This window comes from Butyricicoccus pullicaecorum DSM 23266 (genome assembly GCF_900167005.1).
GTDB classification, from domain to species: Bacteria; Bacillota; Clostridia; order Oscillospirales; family Butyricicoccaceae; genus Butyricicoccus; species Butyricicoccus pullicaecorum.
Window position 1 is genome coordinate 14,425 of record NZ_FUXW01000021.1, and the last position, 20,922, is coordinate 35,346.

Annotated in this window: 18 protein-coding genes; 13 read left to right on the plus strand and 5 right to left on the minus strand. The window is 51.9% G+C overall.

Features of this window, described 5'->3' with window-relative positions; all coding sequences use genetic code 11:
* Positions 1 to 89: 89 nt before the first annotated feature.
* The 3 genes from B5D52_RS14950 to B5D52_RS16860 all read right to left on the minus strand — a co-directional run bounded on the left by B5D52_RS14950 (position 90) and on the right by B5D52_RS16860 (position 3,747).
* Entirely contained in the window at positions 90 to 1,454 is a 1,365-nt protein-coding gene (locus B5D52_RS14950; RefSeq protein ID WP_178139607.1) for a helix-turn-helix domain-containing protein, read from the minus strand.
* Between the two features lie 237 nt (positions 1,455 to 1,691).
* Complete coding sequence (locus B5D52_RS14955; RefSeq protein ID WP_016149109.1) at positions 1,692 to 3,074, minus strand: extracellular solute-binding protein; 1,383 nt, start codon at positions 3,072 to 3,074, stop codon at positions 1,692 to 1,694.
* A 34-nt stretch (positions 3,075 to 3,108) separates the two neighbouring features.
* Positions 3,109 to 3,747 (minus strand): double zinc ribbon domain-containing protein, encoded by a 639-nt coding sequence (locus B5D52_RS16860; protein ID WP_016149108.1) that lies wholly within the window; start codon positions 3,745 to 3,747, stop codon positions 3,109 to 3,111.
* A gap of 334 nt (positions 3,748 to 4,081) precedes the next feature.
* Between B5D52_RS16860 and B5D52_RS14965 the strand changes: the two genes are divergently transcribed.
* The 13 genes from B5D52_RS14965 (at position 4,082) to B5D52_RS15025 (ending at position 19,016) form a co-directional block, all read left to right on the plus strand.
* On the plus strand, positions 4,082 to 5,404 hold the full coding sequence (locus B5D52_RS14965; protein WP_016149107.1) for an ABC transporter substrate-binding protein: 1,323 nt from the start codon (positions 4,082 to 4,084) through the stop codon (positions 5,402 to 5,404).
* A gap of 53 nt (positions 5,405 to 5,457) precedes the next feature.
* Positions 5,458 to 7,083: a helix-turn-helix transcriptional regulator gene (locus tag B5D52_RS14970; protein ID WP_178139609.1), complete on the plus strand. Its 1,626-nt coding sequence runs from the start codon at positions 5,458 to 5,460 to the stop codon at positions 7,081 to 7,083.
* A 435-nt stretch (positions 7,084 to 7,518) separates the two neighbouring features.
* On the plus strand, positions 7,519 to 7,914 hold the full coding sequence (locus B5D52_RS14975) for a hypothetical protein (RefSeq protein ID WP_016149105.1): 396 nt from the start codon (positions 7,519 to 7,521) through the stop codon (positions 7,912 to 7,914).
* A gap of 58 nt (positions 7,915 to 7,972) precedes the next feature.
* Positions 7,973 to 8,788 (plus strand): DUF4428 domain-containing protein, encoded by an 816-nt coding sequence (locus B5D52_RS14980; protein WP_016149104.1) that lies wholly within the window; start codon positions 7,973 to 7,975, stop codon positions 8,786 to 8,788.
* A gap of 110 nt (positions 8,789 to 8,898) precedes the next feature.
* Positions 8,899 to 9,582 (plus strand): TIGR00266 family protein, encoded by a 684-nt coding sequence (locus tag B5D52_RS14985; protein WP_016149103.1) that lies wholly within the window; start codon positions 8,899 to 8,901, stop codon positions 9,580 to 9,582.
* 57 nt (positions 9,583 to 9,639) lie between these two features.
* Positions 9,640 to 11,112, plus strand: a complete 1,473-nt coding sequence (locus B5D52_RS14990; protein WP_016149102.1) for a hypothetical protein — start codon at positions 9,640 to 9,642, stop codon at positions 11,110 to 11,112.
* Between the two features lie 16 nt (positions 11,113 to 11,128).
* On the plus strand, positions 11,129 to 12,196 hold the full coding sequence (locus B5D52_RS14995; RefSeq protein WP_016149101.1) for a DUF5067 domain-containing protein: 1,068 nt from the start codon (positions 11,129 to 11,131) through the stop codon (positions 12,194 to 12,196).
* A 320-nt stretch (positions 12,197 to 12,516) separates the two neighbouring features.
* Positions 12,517 to 14,448: an S-layer homology domain-containing protein gene (locus B5D52_RS15000; protein ID WP_016149100.1), complete on the plus strand. Its 1,932-nt coding sequence runs from the start codon at positions 12,517 to 12,519 to the stop codon at positions 14,446 to 14,448.
* Between the two features lie 25 nt (positions 14,449 to 14,473).
* A complete protein-coding gene (locus tag B5D52_RS15005; RefSeq protein WP_016149099.1) occupies positions 14,474 to 15,775 on the plus strand; it encodes a hypothetical protein in 1,302 nt (433 codons plus the stop codon).
* Positions 15,776 to 16,069: 294 nt separating this feature from the next.
* The gene (locus B5D52_RS15010; protein WP_016149098.1) at positions 16,070 to 17,212 is read left to right on the plus strand and encodes a hypothetical protein; all 1,143 of its coding nucleotides are present in this window, start codon (positions 16,070 to 16,072) and stop codon (positions 17,210 to 17,212) included.
* Positions 17,213 to 17,356: 144 nt separating this feature from the next.
* Complete coding sequence (locus B5D52_RS15015) at positions 17,357 to 17,605, plus strand: hypothetical protein (protein WP_016149097.1); 249 nt, start codon at positions 17,357 to 17,359, stop codon at positions 17,603 to 17,605.
* The gene (locus B5D52_RS15020; RefSeq protein WP_016149096.1) at positions 17,602 to 17,769 is read left to right on the plus strand and encodes a helix-turn-helix domain-containing protein; all 168 of its coding nucleotides are present in this window, start codon (positions 17,602 to 17,604) and stop codon (positions 17,767 to 17,769) included. Before B5D52_RS15015 ends, B5D52_RS15020 begins: the two co-directional genes overlap by 4 nt.
* Before the next feature lie 77 nt (positions 17,770 to 17,846).
* Positions 17,847 to 19,016, plus strand: coding sequence for a Fic family protein (locus B5D52_RS15025; protein ID WP_016149095.1), 1,170 nt, complete (start codon positions 17,847 to 17,849; stop codon positions 19,014 to 19,016).
* A 328-nt stretch (positions 19,017 to 19,344) separates the two neighbouring features.
* Here B5D52_RS15025 and B5D52_RS15030 read toward each other — a convergent pair whose 3' ends face one another.
* Together B5D52_RS15030 and B5D52_RS15035 are read right to left on the minus strand one after the other, a co-directional pair.
* Positions 19,345 to 20,541 (minus strand): M20 metallopeptidase family protein, encoded by a 1,197-nt coding sequence (locus tag B5D52_RS15030; RefSeq protein ID WP_016149094.1) that lies wholly within the window; start codon positions 20,539 to 20,541, stop codon positions 19,345 to 19,347.
* A gap of 96 nt (positions 20,542 to 20,637) precedes the next feature.
* The coding region (locus B5D52_RS15035) for a helix-turn-helix domain-containing protein (protein WP_143287356.1) at positions 20,638 to 20,922 on the minus strand (285 nt) is incomplete at its 5' end.

Sequence of the window (20,922 nt, forward strand, 5' to 3'; positions counted from 1 at the left end):
CTATTCCGAACCGCCCGGGATGCACAACGGCCTTCCGCGCGTTTTCTGTTCACTTCTGACCTGCTTCCATGCATTGTCACGCTTGCCGCTCACATCAGTTCATCCAACCGGTCGCAGCGCCGGAATAATTCGATGTACAACAGAAGCTCTTCTCGGGAACCTACACCCAGCTTCTGATAAATGTTCGCATTATGTCTGCGAACCGTATTGATGCTGATGAAGGCTTGTTCGGCCACCTCACTAATACCCTTGCCGTCGGCATAATACTTCAAAATATTATGTTCGGTCGGCGTCAGAGTGGCTGCCCGCTGGGCGAAAGAGCAAAACAGCTCTTCAATATTGGATGGCAGCTGGGATGTACTCATATTCTGCAATTTCGTCTGCATGAAATCGAACAGCTCGTCGATCTCCGACACGCCCGAACACTCTCTGCACAGAACGCCTTCGCTGCGAATCCATTCCAGACTCTGGGAAATCGGCTGGGTAAACGACCGGGAAAGATGGATGGACAGAAGCAGTAGGATTGCCAGGATGATCGCGCATCCAATCACCCAGAACACCCTCTGCAAAGTGTGTGCACGCATGTAAGCATCCTGAGGAACCAGCGTGACCGCATATAACTGCGAGCCGTCTGCCATGCGCAGGTTCACCTTGGTATGCGTACCCAAAAAAGTCTGGTACTTTCCGACATACCGGTTGAAATATTTCCCCTCTTCTACCTGCAGGACATCCTCCGTATTGAGATACGTTTCTTCCAGTTTTCCCTGCATCGCCTTGGATACCACAAGCGTGTCGCCATTCATGGGCGCCAGAAGGGTTACCATGCTGCCAAAATTACTTTCTTCCGATGGATAGGAGAGCATAAAATACAATTCGCTCAGTTCCAGCCCGCACACACCCAGCGCCGAATTGTCATTTCCCACAATCGGAACCATCAGGAGCATCATATTTTCCCAAGTATCGGTCAAACAGACCCGTTCGGTCCAGACTGCGTTTTCTGCCAGCCGCCCTGTGGTACGGCTGAGCATTTCATCATAATCGGACAGTTTTGAAGTGTCAAATTCCAGCTTCCAGCGGTTGTGCAGTTCCAGCTGGTGCTCACGCGCCACATTGGGAATCCCGCGGTACAAAACAATACTCTGATTAGCCGTGCTTTTACTGCTCAGGTTGGTCAGCCGGATATAAAGGCCGGCGCGGGAGGAGCGTGCTCCGGGCGCCTGCGAATTGATGGTCGCATCAAAAACCAGATAGGCTCCGCTGCACGGCGCCGACTGAAGCGCGGTTGTGAGATATCCATATACGAGAGATTCCAGCTGCTCAATCCGTTCCGGGTCATTGTCGAGTGCTGTGACCGGATCGGTCAGGAGATAGTCGCTGATGAGTTCCGATGACTGCTCGGAGAGCGCGATGCCCTGCGCCGTGATCTTGCCGAACTGATTGGATATATCGGTCATCACATTTTTTTGCCGCACAGACAATATCTGCTGCACCTCTTGATCCAAAGCCGAAAAAACGCCTGTTATATTCAGTACAACAACAAAAATGGAAAAAGCGACCAGCACCATGGAACTCCAGTATAAGAAAAGTTTGCGCTGCATCCGGATGCTTTTCCGCTGCATTTTCGGAAAACACTTCCAGACTTCCTTCCATACACTTTGCATGCTGTTTGTCACTCCCTTCGTATGCGTCTTTTAAGGCTGTATCAAGCCCTGGAACAGCTCATAGCTCTGCTTGACCATATCCGTCAGGTGTTCCTCTGTCCGATTCTGCCCTGTCAGGTATTTCTCCCGTTCGCCTCTCAGGCAGCGCCGGATCTGATCTTCAAACGTATTTTCAACGCTCAGATAATTGTCCAGCTGGGGCGCCGAATAAAACTGATACTCGCGTTGGGTTTGCTGAAATGCCCGATAAAGCTCCTGATATTTCTGCTCCGTAAGCCCTTCAACCGCCTCAGGCAGATACCGCTCGAAGGCCTCCTGCGTCACTGGCATATAGCCCGCACGCACCGCAAAGGCGGTGTTTCGCTCCGCCTCGGTCAGCCACTTGAGGAAGGTGATGGCGGCCTTTTCCCGTTCCGGTGTGGATTTTACGGTACACATACCCGCGCCGCGCTGCATGACCAGCTTCTGCCCACCCTCAAACACCGGACAGGGCAGCACAGTCAATTTGATCTGCTCGGTGATGTTGTCCGGATGAATCACCTCATTGGAAAAGTACAGCACGCTGGCCGAGGACGCTACACTGACAATGGTATCCTCCGTCCGCAGCGGATCGGTCGCATATCCATCCCGCAGCCATACGCCGCCGGACAGACAGGCCCTCGCATAAGGCTCCCATACCGTTTGAAAAGCGGGGCCAAAGGCGATATCCTCCCCATCAAAAAAGGATTGTCCGAGCGATTGCACGCCCACCTGAAAATAATTGAAGTGGAAATCATGGACAAACAATGCCTTGCCGTCGTTCGGCTGATCGGGTGTCTGCCGGTCGGTCCAGTCGGCATATTCACATGCAGCAGAAAACAGCCCTTCCCATGTGGAAAGCTGGCTGAGCGGCACTCCAGTGGCTGCGGAAAAACGGTCAAAAGCGGTCTGGTTGATATAGAGCAGCTCGGTGGACTTGGCCACCGGCAGGCAAACCAGACGCCCTTTCACCTCACCGGCCTGAAGAAAAGCAGGTATAAAAGCGGACAGTTCTTCTTCGGTAAAATAATCACGATAGTCTACCAGAATGTTTTCATCCGGCATGGCCAGAATGGTCTGGGGATAGGTAACAAAAATATCCGGCAGCTGGGATGCGCCCGGGTCCTGATTGGCAGAGGCCAGAATATTCTTGTGGATATTTTTATTGTTGGATACCATGGACACCTCTACCTGAATGCCCTTCTCCTTGCCCACTGTTTCATTGAAGGTCTGAATAAAATCGTTCAGCGGAGAATCGGTCTGCGCACCGTAAACATGCCAGATATTGATCGTAATCGGCTGTTCGCTGCTTCCGGACGACACAGAACAGCCGGAAAGCAGCAAGGAACTCAGCAAAAACGCCGTCAAAACAATCTTTATCTTATGTAATTTCATGAGAAGTCCCTCCCGAATGCGGTGTTATGCAGGTTCATCGGTACCGGAGACGCTTGCCGCACTGGGGGCAGAAGCTCGCTGTATCGGCCAAAACGGTACTGCATGCCGGACAATAAAAATGCATTGTCTTATACAGATCAAACAGGGTTTCCTTTGGAAGGATGGCACCGCAGTCTGTGCAAAAATCCTCTTCACCGGACATCACCGCACCGCAGATCCGGCAAACTTTTATTTTTTTCATCGCGTCCGGCCCGAACCCATACTGCTCCATACCCATCCGCCGGATCTTCTGATGCCGTCCCTCACGCTCCCGGTCCTCCATCAGGCGCATGCCGCATTTGTGACACACCGATCCGGTTCCGCAAAGTTTTGCTCCGCAGTGCGGACAGAAATTTAAGGACGGCTTCCACGGGGAACACTCCACACATTCCAGAGTATCCGCATTGTACATGACATCCGAAACCCATCTGCCGCATTTGTGACACTGATTGAACAGGCTCCTGCCCTCTGTCTGCCAGGCGGTTTGCAGCGCCGTCTCCCGCGTATCTCCCCGCACAGGTCCGACCGTGCAGAGCAAGGCACCTGAAATCGCACAGTAAAAACGAAAGTAATATCCATCCGGTCCAACCGATATTTCATAGTCCGCTGTCCTGCGGCATTGTTCCTTCGGCATATTTCTTCCTCCTGTTGAACCCGGCTCTGCGGTGCGTCTTGATTCAATCAAAGGTGTACGTTATAATAAAATCAAGTTGGGGCCGCTCTGTTCGTCGTTGGCCACGCTGACAGAGCGTTCTTTTCTCTGAATACTCCAGCGAAAAGAAGGGCTCCCCCTTCCTGATGATTGCCTTGGGCAGGACCTATGCCCTTCTTGGTCGTGCTTGCGCCTATATTTTACGGAATTTCCGTGTTTTTGTCCCCCCCAATCCCCCGCGAATTGAGGGGAAAACAAAAATTTTACCAAAAGCACTGGAAAAAAGGCGGGTCGTTCCGCCAAGGAGGATGTTAAAATGAAGAAACTATTTGCATGGATGCTCATCCTGTTCTGCATGGCCGGTTTGAGCGGATGCAACAGCAAAACCACACTTTCCCCCGATTCCCCTGTCGCGCTGACCATGTGGCATGTCTATGGCGAACAGGCGGACTCCCCTATGAATCGTCTTGTAGATGAGTTTAACCAGACGGTTGGTAAAGAGAAAGGGATCATCATTGACGTTACCGTAGTGACCAACAGCGTCAGCCTCGGCCCGCAGCTTTTAGATGCGCATGCCAATAAACCCGGCGCTCCATCGATGCCGGATCTTTTCTCCTGCTTCCCCGGCATCATCAAACAGATTGGTGTGGAACATGTCCTGGATTGGCAGGATTACTTCAGCGACGAAGAACGCTCTCATTTCGTGAAGGAATTTATCGATGAGGGTACCGTAGAAGATCATCTGGCTGTTTTTCCGGTGTCCAAATCTTCTTACACTTTATTTATAAATGGCTCACAATTTGATCGTTTTTCTGCGGAAACCGATGTCTCCTACGCCGACCTTGCCGATTGGAACGGATTTTTTGATGCTGCTGCCAAATATTATGAATGGTCGGACGGAAAATCATTCTGCGCCTTTGACTATCTGCTTCACAATGTAGAGATGGATGCGCTGGCACGGGGCGGCAGCCTGTATGCCGACAACGGATGGTATGACTTTGAAAATCCGTCTCTCCGGACTGCATGGACGCGGTTTGCGCGTCCTCTGGTACAAGGACATATCTCCCTGTCCAATCCATATTCCTCTACCCAGCTCACCACCGGCGAGGCGCTTTCCGGAATCGGTTCTACTGCCGGCATTCTCTACTTTAACGACACCGTAACCTATCCGGATAATACCTCTGAACCCACCAATCTGCGGGTGCTTCCGCTCCCAAAAACAGCGGGTACCACAGGCATCATGCCCGTAACCGGCGTTGGTCTTTCCGCCTATCAAACAACCGAACAGAAGGCCGAAGCAGCCTCTGTTTTCCTCCACTGGCTGACCGAGAACCAGCGCAATCTGGAATTTGTGACCGAAACCGGCTATATGCCAGTGAACAACGGCGCATTCGATCTGATTGATACCTATTCCTTTCCCAGAGAGAGCGATCGGGAGCTTTATGAGTCCATCAAAACCATGCGCGACACATACACCCCGTTTGTTCAGACATCTCAAAGCGACTTCTACGACAAAGCAAATCGTCTTTATGAAAATCTACGGCAAATACTGCCTTCCCTGCATCAGCGAGCTGTGCAGGGAGAAGATCTGACACGATTAACCGATGAAACCTGGAATCTGTTTCGCTCTATCCAGTAAACCGGAGGATCCCTATGCGTGTATTACCGAACCTGCAGCATTCCCGCCGGTCTTTGAGATGGCGATTATTTGGCTCCATGCTGCTTCTGACCGCGATCCTGATGTCCGCTCTGGCATCCGGCCTGTTTTTATGCGGCAGATTCAGCAGCACCAAAAAGGAAACCGCGCAGACCCTCGCGCTGCAGATGGAGGTTTTTGAACGAGATATGACCTCCTACTGGGAAAAATCTGCTGTTTTGAGTATTCATCTTTCTCAGACGATCACCGAATTGCTGGAGGACTATTTGGCAAAGCAGAACATCCCTTTCAGCCATCTGACAGACTCCCCCGTTCACATTGCCGGGCTGCAGAATCATGTCATCGGCTCGCTCTGCCAATCGCTGCGGCAAAGCGACTGCTCGGGTGCTTTTGTGCTGTTCAACGCGACCGTCAATTCCCATATCGAGCATTCCGAACTGTCCCGCAGTGGATTGTATCTGCAAAAATCCGGAAATGAAATCGCCGACGATCGTCTGCTTCTCTACCGCGGGCTGGCAGACGCAGGAAAAAATTATGGAATCACCCCGCACCGAAAATGGCGTCTTGAATTTCAGAGCGACTTATTTCCCAACTATGAGGAGCTTCTCTCCCACGCGGCCCCACCTCTGGAAACCGCTTATCGAATCACCGATCTGTTCACTCTTCCCGGTACCTCCGAGCAGGCTGTTCTGATGACCATTCCACTAATTGGAAAGGATGGGACAATTTATGGACTCTGCGGCTTTGAAATCAGTCAAAGCTATTTCAAGACATTCCATACCCAGCCCACCAACCTGTCCCGCATGGTCTGCCTGCTGACCACCGGCACCAACGGAATCCTCGACGCAGAAGTCGGACTGAGCTGCGGTGTTTCCAACGGATATTATTTCGCCCCCAATGGCAATCTCTCCGTCAAAAATCTGGGCGGCGGGCTGACTCTGTTTTCCGGCGCATCCAATTCCTATATCGGCGTTCTGAAGGAGGTTTTTCTCTCCTACCGCAATCAAACCCTGGTCGCGGCTGTTCTGATTCCCAAAGAAGATTACGACAATGCAATCATTAAAAGCATCATGCAGACCGCGCTTTTGGTCTTGCTGCTGCTTTTTGTTACCCTTGTCTGCTGCTTCTATTTCAGCCGCCGGTTCATCTCTCCCATCCTGAAAAGTTTGGCAAAAATTAAGTCTGAAAACCGAGACGGCGAAATATCGTGTATTATGGAAATCGATGACCTCTTTGCGTTCCTGGACGAACAGGATCGAGCACATGAGCGTGCGCTCGCTGCCCTGACGCAGGAAAAACAGGAGGCGCAAAACGAAAAAGAACGTCTTCAGGATGCGTTCGACAGAGCACAGGAAAAATACGAATCCGCACAGGCTCAAATTTCCCGCCTCGCCTATGACAGAAAACAGGAGGTCGACCCTGCCGACTATCAGCAGTTCCTGCGCGGCATCGATACGTTGACCCCAACCGAACGCAAAATCTTTTCCTATTACCTCTCCGGCAAAAGCGTGAAGGATATTCTTGCGATTGCCGCCATCAAGGAAAGTACCCTGCGCTATCACAATAAAAACATTTACAGCAAGCTGGGCGTGAATTCACTCAAACAGCTGCTCCGCTATGCCGCCCTGATGCAGCAGGACGAGAACAGCAGAAATCCCTGAAACCCTTACGCACAAACGCTATCCAATCAAAATACGGAATCGTCCCCTTTGCCTGTCAGGGCATCATAAAGCGGCGGTCTGGAAGCATGTACTTCCGGGCCGCCGCTTTTTTCGATCCTCTGAAACGCCGGCGATTGATCGCGCATCTTTCTGTTTTGCACAAAAACACCGCGCAAAACCGAGCGTTCTGCACTAAACAAATGATGTATTTCCCGGCAGCAGCGCCTGAAATGCACAATTATGCAATGGATTTGAACGTCCGGAACTGTTATTGTGACTAAAAAGAATCATCCCAGTCTGGGCACTGCAAGCCAATCCCCATGGATCGGACGCAGCGTACAAAGCTGACAGGCCGCCGTACCGCTGCGGCGGCTTGACGACAGCAAACCTTACCGTTCGCCTTCGCAGAATAAAATGAACAAAGGAGGAACCATCATGAAAGGAAACGTATTATTAAAAGTCACCGGCGTTTTAATGATCATTTCTGCTGTAATCTCTATCTTTGCCGGCGTCTTTCTGGGCGGATTGGGCGCACTGGCGGCTGGATTGGGTGCAGCCTCCGGTCTGACACTTGCATATTGGGCTGCGCTGTTTCTGACAATGGTCGGCGGCATCTGTCAGATGATCGGCGGCATCCAAGGCATCAGATACAGCAAGAGCCGCGAACACGCGGGAAAACTGATCGTCTGGGGCATCATCATTACCGTATTCGGCATCTTGAGCGCGGTTATGAACATGGTCAACAGCGGCGCATTCAATGTGCCCAGCATTCTGACCAGTGTAGCACTGCCAGCGCTGTACATCTTCGGCGCGGTGCTGAACACCAAATGAAAGCGTACATACAGCGCAGCTGAAAACTGCACCAAAAATACAAAGGAGGAAGATTTAAATGGGCTTTTTCGATAAGAAATACTGCAATATTTGCGGTGAAAAAATCGGATTGCTGGGCAACCGCAAACTGGAAGATGGAAATCTCTGCAAAAATTGTGCCAAAAAGCTGTCTCCGTGGTTCAGCGATCGCCGTCAAAGCACGGTAGCAGAGATTGAGGAGCAGCTGGCTTATCGCGAGGCAAATCAGGAAAAAGTGGCCTCGTTCCACGTCACCCGCACGCTGGGCGAGCGCACAAAGGTACTTCTGGACGAGGACGCAGGCCTGTTTATGGTCACCTCTGCCAGAAATCTGGAAGAGGCCAATCCAGATGTATTGTCCTTCTCTGATGTGACCGGCTGCAAACTGGATATCGACGAGAGCAAAACGGAAATTGAATACACCGATGCCGAAGGCGAACGACAGAGCTTCTCCCCCAAGCGATATGCCTATTCTTACGACTTCTACATCGTCATCAACGTCAATAACCCCTACTTCAACGAGATCCGCTTCCAGCTCAACAGTTCCTCTGTGGACAATGACGCAGAAACCCTGCTGGATGGACCGAACGATATGTGCGGCATGCTCCGTTCCAAAATCGGTGGTGCCCTAACCTCCAATGCGGAGGAAGTTCGTGCCAGTGTGGAATATCAGCAATATGAGGAGATGGGCCGGGAGATTCGCGAAGCACTGCTTCAGGTCAGACAGCAGGCACGCGAGGAGGCGGCCGCAGCCGCAGCGCCCAAGGCAGCAGTCACCTGTCCGTACTGCGGCGCAACGACCATTCCGGATGCCAGCGGCTGCTGCGAATTCTGCGGCGGCGCGGTCAACGCCTGACAATCTTTCTGTCGGCCAGACCGGTGGACAGATATTAAAAATGCGGTGCACAGGAAACTGTAAACCAATGTAAATCTGCAAAAAGCAGGCATAATGAAAGGAGCTACATGATGAGAAAGTATGAAATTCTGGGTGGAAATTTACCCGTTGTCGTATGTGAATTATCTGCCGGCGAATCCATGATTACCGAGAGCGGCAGCATGAGCTGGATGAGCCCGAACATGCGTATGGAAACGACGACCGGCGGCGGCGTGAAAAAGATGCTGGGTCGTCTGGTGTCCGGAGATTCGGCATTCCAGAATAGGTACACCGCTGAGGGCGGAAACGGAATGATTGCATTTGCATCGAGCTTCCCGGGTGCGATCAAAGCGCTGGACATCCGCGCCGGTCACTCCATGATCGTACAGAAAAGTGCATTCCTTGCTTCCGAAGCAGGTGTCGAACTGTCCATGCATTTCCAGAAAAAGCTGGGTTCTGGCTTCTTCGGCGGCGAAGGCTTCATCATGCAGAAACTGAGTGGAAACGGCACCGCATTCATCGAGATCGATGGTCATGCAACCGAATATGAGCTGGCTCCCGGTCAGGAGCTGCTGGTCAGCACCGGATATCTGGCGGCAATGGAAGAAACCTGCACCATGGATGTTGTCATGGTCAAGGGCGCAAAGAATATGCTGCTCGGCGGCGAAGGCGTCTTCAACACCGTTGTCAGAGGTCCCGGCCGGGTGATCCTGCAGACCATGCCCATCAGCAAGGTGGCCGAGCTGCTGCTTCCGTTTTTCAACACCAAAAAGTAAGCAGACAGTCACGAACTGAAAAAAATCAGTGAAAAAACATCAGGGAGGCGAATGGACATGAAAAACAAGATACGGTTTACCAGTCTGCTGCTTGCAGCGCTGATGCTGTTCGGTCTCACCGCCTGCGGCGACAAGCCGACCGAACCCAAGTCGGCCGACGGAGACACCACAGCAGCCGCATCGGACAACGCAGCTGAAATGAAGACGCCCAAGACAATTGAGACTCCCCTATGGGACCTGACCTATGACGAGGCCGACGGCTGGGTCTACGAGGAGGACGATTTTTATGACGATGATGACTTCTGCAAAATCGTTCTGAGCATCCCGAAGGATGGAACGGACTATGATCTCATCTCCGCCGAAATCATGGTTTCTATCGAGGACCCCTATTCCTTCCGCGACTACCTCACCAGCTACGGCTTTGACGAATACGAGTACGCGGTCAACAATGCCTACGAGCTGACCCCGGTGGGCGGTATCGACTGTCTCAAGGAAGAAGGAAATTATTGGGGTTCCCCGTGCCTGCGCTATCTCAACCGCGTAGAGGGTGCCAGTGCAACCGTTCTGATGGAAATCGTCGGTGAGCACGAGGACGCACGCGTTGAGAAACTGCTGTCCGGGCTGACGATCAATCTGGAGGATATTGGAAACGAGGATGGTCCTTGGTCTTGGGAAGGCGAACCTTTCTCTGCCGAGCCGCGCAGCGTCATGGTGGGAACCCATACGCTCAGCAGCCAGTGGCTTCCCTTCACCGACTGCATCATAACCAAGGAAACCTTCCAGCATGCAGCCGTTGCTTCCGGCAATCAGGTCTTTCTGCTGAGCGACGGTGCATTCCAGCGCTACGATTATGACGGTACGTCCCTGAAATTTGCCGAAGATATTGCGCTGAGCGAGGACTACGAAGATATTTCGATCGATACCAACGGAACCATCTGGCTTTCTAACTTTATGGCACCACTGATCAGCTGGAAGGATGGCAAGCAGACGGCATCCTATGATGGTCCCGATCATGTTGCCATGCATCCGTCCGGCACATGGGGTGTCAGCTGGTTCTCTGACGCCGAGTGCGAGAAGATCACGCTGTCGGGCGGCGGTATCCAGACCCAGCCGCTCACCTTTAAGGAAGTCGATCTGGTCAGACGCATTCTCGTCGATGAAAACCATATCTACGTCTGCGGCTCTGATGTAAACACCGGCGATCAGAAGGTATTTATTTATGACGCGCAGGGCACCTTGCAGAAAACACTGACAGATGCCGACGGCGGCGGTCTGGGCAGCATCACCTTTATTGCCGAGACCGCAAACGGCTACCTTGCTCTGGACGGCAATATGCGTGAGGTCGTGCTGTGGGCGAAGGACGGCACCTATATTGGCGCAGTAGATGACAGCGATCTGTTCGGCACAAGCTACCCCTGGTTCTGCGGCGGCGCCAAGCTGGCCGATGGCAGCATTCTGGCCATCATGACCGAAACCCGTGCGGACAAATCCGCAGAGGAGCTGGTTGCTTTCAAACTTAGCGGCTTCTGACAAAGGAGGGTTATACATGAAACGCTCAAGGCTGTTTTGTATACTTCTTGCAGTGCTGATGCTGTTCAGCTTTGCCGCCTGCGGCAAGGGCAAAACAGCTGACCCCAATCTGCTTGAACTCGGAGATTATCAACTCCTTTTCAAAGACGCGTGCATCATGACCGATGCCGACGGCAACGATGCCCTTGTGATGACGTTAGACTTCACAAACAACAGCGAGGAAAGCACTTCGTATCTCTGGACCATCGTCGAAACGGTCACACAGGGCGACGAAGAACTGGAGTTCACCACAGTCTTTATCGATGATTCCCTGAGCGGACTCAACGACAGTCAGTTCTCGGAGGTTGATCCGGGCACGACGCTTGAAATTCAGACCTGTTTTGCCCTGAAGAACACGACGGACACAGTTGAAGCGCATTTTGAGCCGCTGCTCGGCGGTAAAGACGGCACCATTACCATCGACCCGTCCACCCTCAGCCGGGAATCGGCTGAACCTGCAGCCGCACCAACTGAACCAGCAGCGGCATCAGCCGAAGCGACAGCGACCCAAACCGCATCGGACGCAGCCGGAGAGCTTGACTGGTGGAATGGCGACTGGTACGGCTGGTGGACAATGACCGGCTGCTGGGGCGCTTATGAAGATCTGGAAAGTGCATGGTGGGATGTCTGCGGCACCATTGATATCGGCGCGAACGGCACCGGCACAGTCACCCTCTGGGATGAGGACTACACCAAAGCCGAGCCTATGGTTTCCGCTTCGGTCAGTCTGAACAGCGCCGGTGTCGGCACCCATGGCACGATGATGTCCGAGGGCGGGACGTTCATGGATATCGCGCTGGAGCACGCAGACTGGATTGTTGACCCCGGTCTGTCGGAGTACACAGACATGATCCACATCAGCGGCAGCTACGAAAACGGTGACGATCAATTCATCTATGACATGTTCCTGCGTCCGTGGGGAACCTCTTGGGATGATGCCAAAGCGGAAGATCTCCCCTACTACTACCATGACTGGTATCTGCCGCTGATTCAGGCCGGAAAGCCCATGCCGGACATCGTCGGACCGACTGAAATGGCATCGTGACCGCAGTGCGCCGATAAAACGGCTGGAATGTCCGTCCTGCAAACAAAATAAATCAACCTATGGGATTGCTCCCGCCCCAAATGGGGTGGGAGCAATTTCACGATTTGGGAACGGAGGGAAATCTGTGAACGCTCTTTCCTGCACACTCAGCTCTGTCTGCCCGACCTTTTTGCCTATGCGATCACAAAGTCATCGATGTCCCGGATAAAAGAAAACTTTATTACAAAGGCGAGCCGTTGGACGGCATCCACCAGCAAAAAGCAATATTGCGCAGAAACGAAATTACCGGCTCAGGCAGACACAAAAGGAGATGAAACAGTATGAAAACGCAAACAACACGCGCAGGCAGGTTCATTCTGAGCCTTCTGCTCAGCCTCATGATGGTTCTGGGCATATTTCCCGCCGCGGCACTGGCGGCAGACGACCTGATTTCCACGCAGCTGGTCATCGAACTGACCGTGGAGCAGGACGGTGCGAAGACACCTCCCGCAGAAACCTTTGCATTTGAACTCGAAGATTCCGCGCAGGAAGTGCATGATCCGGAATTCTATGGCATTACGCTCAAGGATTCGTTGTCTATCCCGACCAAAGGCACCGGCACATTCCAAAAGATGATTCCGGTTCAGATTGACCGCACCATGATCTCTTCCAACAACGGCTGGAATACGATCTCGGGTACGCCGGTCTCGTATGACAAAACATTCTATCTGACCGTAAAGGATGACGGCAAACCCGGATGGACCTATGCTTCCAACGCATGGGCTGTCACCTTTAACTACACGCCGGCCACCGAACAACTTAACATACAACTTCACAGCCGCGGCAATGATGGCCGACAAGACTACGCCAGCTACACCAACATCTATTCTTACAGCGAGAGCCGTTACGAGCTTCCCTTCACCAAGACGGTAAAGCAGGGCGGCAGCGCCGCACCCGGCCGTCAGGCATTTGCGCTGGAAATCTTCAATGTCGGTGTCAGCAGTCTGACCGATTATGATGACCTCTATACCGCGACGGTCACGACCAACGGTGCGGGCGATTACAAGGGTACGCTGACCATCTCCGGTCCGACGGATATGGTGGAAGCTCTTGTCTGCGAGGGCTTTTACGTCCGGGAGAAAAACACCGGTGCCGCAGACTGGACGTATTCCGATGCCGTGTGGCATGTGGTGCCCGATTACGACTTCTTCGGCGGCAGAAAGCTGGTCATCTACCCTGCTGAACGGTCGCACACCGAAAACAATCACGAATTTTATACGGACGGCAGGACACCGGTCAGCCGGATGACCTTCGAGAACACCTACACCAGCACCTCCGGCGCTGTGATCACGGCGAAAAAGACCGATGCTCTCGGTACTCCTCTCGCCGATGCGGCTTTTGTGCTGAAAAACAGCCGCGGTGACACCATGTACAAGGCAGTCTCCAACACCCGCGGGGAAATCCGGTTTGACAACGTCGCCAGCGGTTCGTACACCCTGCTGGAGGAAAGCGCACCGAGCGGCTACGTAAAGTCCGATCAGAGCTATGAACTCACCGTCAATGGCTCTCATGTGACCACCGGCGGCAAAACCTACACCCCGATCACCTTTGTCAACCGCAAGGCTGTTACGCTCAACCGCGATGACCACTTTACCTTCCTGGTGGGTTACAGCGACGGCACATTCGGCCCGGAACTGAACATGACCCGCGCCGAAGTGACCACCATGTTCTCCCGTCTGATCACCGAGCAGATCGAGGCAGACAAAACCTACGCCAACACCTTCAGCGATGTGCCGCCGAGCCACTGGGCTGCCAACCACATCGGATTTATGCAGCAATTCGGCATCATTACCGGCTATTCCGACGGCAGCTTCCGTCCCGATGCCCCTGTGACCCGCGCAGAGTTCTCTGCCATTGCCACTCGATTTGAAAAACTGACCGAAGGCACCAAGAGCTTTACAGACGTTCCCCCGACCCATTGGGCAGCCAAGTACATCAACTTTGCAGCCACCCGCGGCTGGGTCAATGGCTACAGTGACGGTACCTTCCGACTGGAAAACCCAATCGTTCGCGCTGAGGTGGCGGCTGTTACCTGCCGTCTGCTTGAACGTACCGCAGACCAAAGCTACATTCGCAGCCATCTTGCGCAGCTGCGCACCTTCCGCGACATGACCGAGAGCCATTGGGCTTACTGGTATGTAATGGAAGCTGCGAACGGCCATGATTACACCAAGACCGCAAACGGCGAGACCTGGAACCGTATCCATCCGTGACAAGCAGCTGAAAGGAGGCGCAATCATGAGATATCGAATATGCAAGCAAATCGCCGCGCTCGCTCTGGGACTTGCCATACTGTCATCGCAATGTGCCTGTGCAATGACTCCGCAGGAAATGCTCGGCATGCTCAAATCACAGCAACCAGACAGCGGCACGGAAACAGCGGATGCACCAGTCCGCCCGCAGAATCCACCTCCCGACAAGAATACCGCACCGGATGAAACGGTACAAAAGGCCGCCATGTACAGTCCATCTGCAAGCGCAAACCCGCCGCAGAGTACCGTTTCGGCAGCAGGGCAGCAGTCTCTGCTATCGCTGCGCGACAGAATGAGCTTCCCGCAGACAATGTTCGGCGCCGCTTATCTGGGCTATGTGGATACTCCCTTTGAGGCTGGATCCTCCCAGTGGCTGCAGGCGCTCAACCCTGCAATGGTACTCAAATATCCCTTTATGGCCGAAATCGATGCCAACCACATCATCGGCAATACAGGACATTTGTACTGCATCGTCCCGCTCGACCCAAACGCCTCACTCGCAATCAATCGCGTCTGCTGGAGCGTCCGCTGGAATGAACAGGCTCGGAGAGAAGAAATCACCGAAACCGTCTACCGTTCGGAATCGGGCGAGCCGGTGCTGCTCTTTGCCAACCTCGACGGCGTGGCCTACGAGGATGACACCCTGATCCATGTGACCGACAGTCAGGGAAATACCTGCCAGTGGTATCCGTCCTTCGATGCGATGAGCTATCTTGTGCCCTGTACCGCGGAAAGCGGAGCAAACCTTTGCTTTGACTTTACCGAGTACGGCTGGCGAAGCGCTGACCCCAGTCTTGCGCCTTGGCTCGCCGACGGTTACGGCGGCCCAAAGGCAATCGTACTCGGCGGCGATCCCAACGCCTCACCCGCCGGAGAAGGCTGGATCATCCAGACGACTGCAAACGATCCCGTCCCAAACACCGACTTCAGCCTGTGGCTCTATTCAAACAGCGACACCAACGGCAGTTTTGTACTGTACGCAGACCGGAAAAGGGCGGACGGTCAAGGCTTTGAACAAGTCGGGACGTGGAACGGAACCTGGTCGATCCAAACAGTGATGGATGGCCCCAGCGACGTAGCCTTTGAAATGTCTCTCATCACGAGCAGCCCTTACGACTATCCCTATGACACGACAAACGCGCATCTCCCGCGAGAAGTACATGACATCTATCCCGTACTCATCAGCCCGAGCGGCATGGAGCTGGTGATCGGTCCGGGCGTCTCGGGCAGCCGCCTGCCCTTTATGTCTTGGGACGGATCGCCCTGCACGCTGATGCGGGTGGAGTGACAAAAAAATATCCACCATTTTGCTTTTGATACGCTGTTAGGAATCACGCTACTCAATCTTTTATTATACACAGCCTGTGGAAAATCCTGATACAATCAATTTAGGAATTTGTCTATAAACATCTCTATAGCAAATCCCTATTGTATTTCAAACAAATCCACACATAAAAGCACATAAAAATCCTCAAATACCTTCTTATTCCTATGTTATAGCACAGAAATAAGGGGGTATTTTTTTACACACAGATCAGACAGTTCAATAAACAATATTTCAGCAAAAAAAGGACTGTTTGAAATGAGTAAGATTGTGACAAGAAAAGCGCGTTTTGAGTTAGAAGCAGACGGATTTTCCATCCATACCTTTGAAATATCCAGAAGACTGACAAAGAGTGAATGGAATCACTGCAAAGAAAAACTGTACGATCAGAATCAGATTTCTTCCAAGATTTGTATTTATCAAGAGTCAAAAGGTGTACATCGGGTATCACAGTATGAAGCAAATGGTCTACGCATTACCTTGGAGCACGCACACGATCAAGAGGACAGCCGCGGTTACTATGTTCGCATGGTGGTCAATCCACGCAAAGTCATCGATCCGAATGCATCCTACATTGGTATTTTCCCACCTGAAAAGTCCAGTATCACCGAGCTGCAAACAGCGTTTCATGCACTTTTAGAGCAATCAGCCTTTAATGACCAGCTGGATGACTATTACCTTAGTCGGGTGGATCTGTGCGTCAATATGCGCTGTGATCATAAGAAGATCTTCCGCGAGGTTGTCCGTGTATTGCGAAAACTACCTACACCGCCAAAGTATAAGCGCGTGTCTCGCAAAGAAAAGGACAAAAAGAAGGCGAACAAGTACAACAAGCATTACATCAAGTTTCAATGCGGTACCCATAGCCTCGTCATTTATGACAAGACCTACCAGGCAACCGAACAAGGTTTGCGAGTTGATTACGAGGATTTACCCGAGGGTGTGCTGCGATTTGAGGTGCAGTATCAGCGTTCTGTACTGCGTGGATTGGAAAAGAAGCTGGGTACCGATAATCCGAGTGAATTATTGTGGTTTTTGATACAGAAAAGTGAAAAACGTATCTGCAAACACTTCGAGCAGTGCTTTGCCGATGTTCAGTTTTGCCAGATCGAGGAGATTGAGAAACGGATTACAGGCTCGAAATACGAAGATCAGATCAAACAGACAATGTTAGAACTTACCCATAGAATGCAGCGCAAGCAGTCGGTCGATCAGGCATTGGAGGAAATGCAGTCGGAAGGCTTTTTGGTAGAAGATCTGCTCCGAAAAGTACATAGACTGGGTTTCAGCCCCATCCCGTTATGGAAGAACTTCTGCGCCCAGCAGATTCCCGGACCGGTGTCCTTGCTTCGGATGATTTCGGAAGGTGAGGTTGTGATTCCATACCAGAAAATGAAATAATTGTGCCATAATACTAGGATTCTTGCAGAAATCGCAACAAATTATAAATTCAAATGGGTAACAGTGATATAACGTGAATGCAAATAGCGTGTGATGAAAACACCGCTTTGCAGGATCGTAAATCATCTTATTAGGAGGCTTTTTATGTCAGTCCCATACATTAACTACAAACAGTTGGAAGAGTTTTATACCATCAAGGGCACTTGTGAACTCTTTGAGATGAGTAAAAGCGAGCTGAAAGCTGCATGTGAGACGCACAATGTACAGCCCCGCCGAAATGAGATCGGTGTGTACGGCTTTGTCAAGTACGACATCTGCCGTCTGCACAACTTGCTGTATTACGAAGGTCGCAATCACGACTCGAATGTCAGGGAGGAAGATCCGTGGGCATGAATCGCTTGCTGAGTGTCAAGGAGGTCGCGGCACTGCTCCAGACCAGTCGGGTGCAGGTGCGGCGTATGATTCAAAATGGAGAGCTGGCTGCACTCAAGGTCGGGCGGGAATATCGTATCCCGCTCGCCGCGCTCGAAGCATTCGTGCAGCAATCGCTGGAATAATCATCCCCCTTGCCTATTTCCCCGCTTTGGGGTATACTGATATAAACTGATACTGTTTTACATCAGAGGTGATTTGGATGGATGCCGCACTGTTTGCAAAAATGCTTTCCGACCCGATGCTTGTTCATCTGAAAAAGTTAAAATACAAGTATCCGCAAGCCGATCTTTCGGAATTCATTGCGCTCTTACAAGACGGTTTCTATCGATCGCTGCCGCTTTACGATTTCCACGGCAATCCGGTCGTCTATCTGGAAAATGCTGCACAGTTACGGTTATCCGCCGCAAAAATCTTACTCACACCGCAAAACAGTGCACAGCTGTACGGCACACAGGCGATGGAACGTGAAATCTTATCGACCTTTACCATCGAGCAGATTGACACTTCTCGCAGCAGCGTGCGCAGGATTTTATCCGGATATGCACCGACCAACGAACGGGAACAGCGCATTTATGGCATGAAGCGTGGTTTGGAGTTTATCGCCGACCCCAACAACAAAATCAGTGAAGAGACCATTTACCAGCTCTATCAGATGGTCATCGGTGCATTTCTACCCGAAGAAGATCAACTCTTACCCGGACAGCGATACCGTCACGATCATGTCTATATCGTCGGTGACAAGCTGGAACATACCGGTCTGCCTTGGAATAAGCTCGCCAGCTATATGGAGCAGCTGGTTGCGTTCATCCAGCAGGACTCTTCGATCAATGATCTTTGGAAGGCTGCTTTGATCCACTTTTACCTCGCCTACCTACATCCATATTTTGATGGCAACGGGCGCATGGCGCGTCTGCTTCATTTATGGTATCTGGTACAGCAGGGCTACTCCTCTGCCCTGTTTGTTCCGCTCTCCGAATATATCGAGCGCAGCCGCAAGAAATATTATGATGCTTTTTCACTGGTGGAACAGAATGCCCGGATCAGCGGTGTACTGGACGTGACTCCCTTCCTGCTCTACTTCACCGAGGAAGTCTATCACAAGCTCCGCAGCGAACAGCCTGACCGTGTCACCACCGACACTTTCCGCCGAGCACTGCAAAATGGTAAGATCACCGAAAAGGAACACGCGCTCTGGCAATTTGTCCTGACCGCCTATGCCGATCAGCCGTTTTCCACCAAGCAGTTGGAAAAGGATTTCGGCAATGCGGCCTATGCCACCATCCGCGGCTTTGTCCTCAAATTTACCGAGCTCGGTCTATTGCGTGCTACCAAATTTTCTACGCGAACCAAGTATCAGGTGGTCATGTAAACATCGATTTTTCTTCTAACAGTTTTCTAACAAAGGACAAAAATTTGCTGTAAAAGTGCAGATCGACCGATTCCTCACTCGGTTCATAAATTGAACATTTCCCCGAGAAAAATCCGGTATATTCCGGTCAATCAACTATTTTTCACACATTCATTCGACATCTTGCCGCAAGCACCGGATGCACCCCGAGAAACTTAAAATCCCTCGCTAGAAATAGTGTGCGGGTTCGATTCCCGCTGGCGGCACCACGAAAAATCCCCGTATCGAAAGATACGGGGATTTTTTTGTCCTTTTGACAGAATTAAATATTAGCGCAACCCACTTCCGGTCAGTTGCTGTCGTTTGCCAACGCATCCAGCCCTACGATGGCCGAATTTGCGAGCAAAGCCGCTGCCAACGGCAGCGCACTGTCGTCGGTTTCAAAGTGCTCATTGTGCCAGCAGGCATTCTTGCGGCCTTGAAATCCAGAACCCAGCCAGTAGAAGAACGAAGGGATATGCTGACCGAAAACAGCGAAATCTTCAGAGCCCATATCCGGTCTCGGGCTTACAATTTGATCGGCACCGACCAGCTCTTCGGCTGCCTTTCTCGCTAAACCGGTCATATACGTCGAGTTCACCGTGGCAGGGACACCCGGATGGAACTCCACCTCCGCAGTACAGCCGTATGCAGCTGCGATCCCGCACGCAATCTCCTTTAACCGGCCTTGTGCGCATGCTTGCGCCGCATCACTGTGCGACCGAATGCTGCCCGTCATGGTCAAAACATCGGGGACAAAATTATCCGGTGTACCGGCATGAATGGAAAGAACAGAGCACACCAGACTGTCCAGAGGATCAATATTTCTGCTCACGATCGTCTGTACTGCGTTAACGATCGCGGCTCCGGTAACGATGACATCGGTACATTTATGCGGAGAACCACCGTGTCCCGAACGGCCATGCAGCGTGATTGTAAAATGACATTTACCGGCCATGACCGGTCCTTCCATCACCGCAATGGTGCCCGCTGGCAGTTCCGGACGATTGTGCAGGCCAAATAAAAGCTGCGGCTGACTGGGCAGCTGATCGAACAGGCCATGGTCAATCATCGCCTGTGCGCCCTGCGTCACCTCTTCTGCCGGTTGGAACAGGAAAACCACGGTTCCTTTTAATGTTTCCCGGTTCTGCGACAGCAATTTCGCCGCGCCGTACAGTCCCACCGTGTGGAAATCATGTCCGCAGCCGTGCATCACGCCATCAATACACGACACGACGCCCTCATGCGCGGCTTCCTGCTGTGCAATCGCATCAATATCTGCGCGAAGCGCCACAGTTCCGCCGGGCAATCCGCCGCGAAGTACAGCCACAACACCGGTTTCCATGCCCAAATCTATGATTTCCAGTCCGAGGGCTGTGAGTTTTTCTTTCAAAATCGCAGTTGTGCGTCGCTCTTCAAAACTAAGTTCCGGGTGACGATGTATGTCGTCTTTCAGGCTCTTGAGCTCACGTTCTAACGCTTTTGCTTGCTCCATCAACGATTTCATGTTTTCTCACACTTTCCTTCCATATTTCTGCTTGATAGATTGTAAAATCAGATTTTGTATATAGCTGCAACCATGCTGCAAACAAGTTCACAACCGTTACTGCCCACCCAAATCACTTGACCTAGGTTCTTTTTCCTGCCGATAATCGGTCGGTGACACCGCAAAACACTTTTTAAACAGCTTGGAAAAGGCCAGCTGATCTTCAAATCCCATCGACCGCGCAATCACTGAGATAGGCAGATCGGTCGTGCGCAGCAGATAGCATGCCTTTTTGAGCTTCATGCCCTGCAAATACTGTTTTGGCGTCACATGATATTTCTCGTGAAATACGCGTGCAAGATAATTGGGATGCACGCCAAACGTGCGTGCAACGTCCTGCAA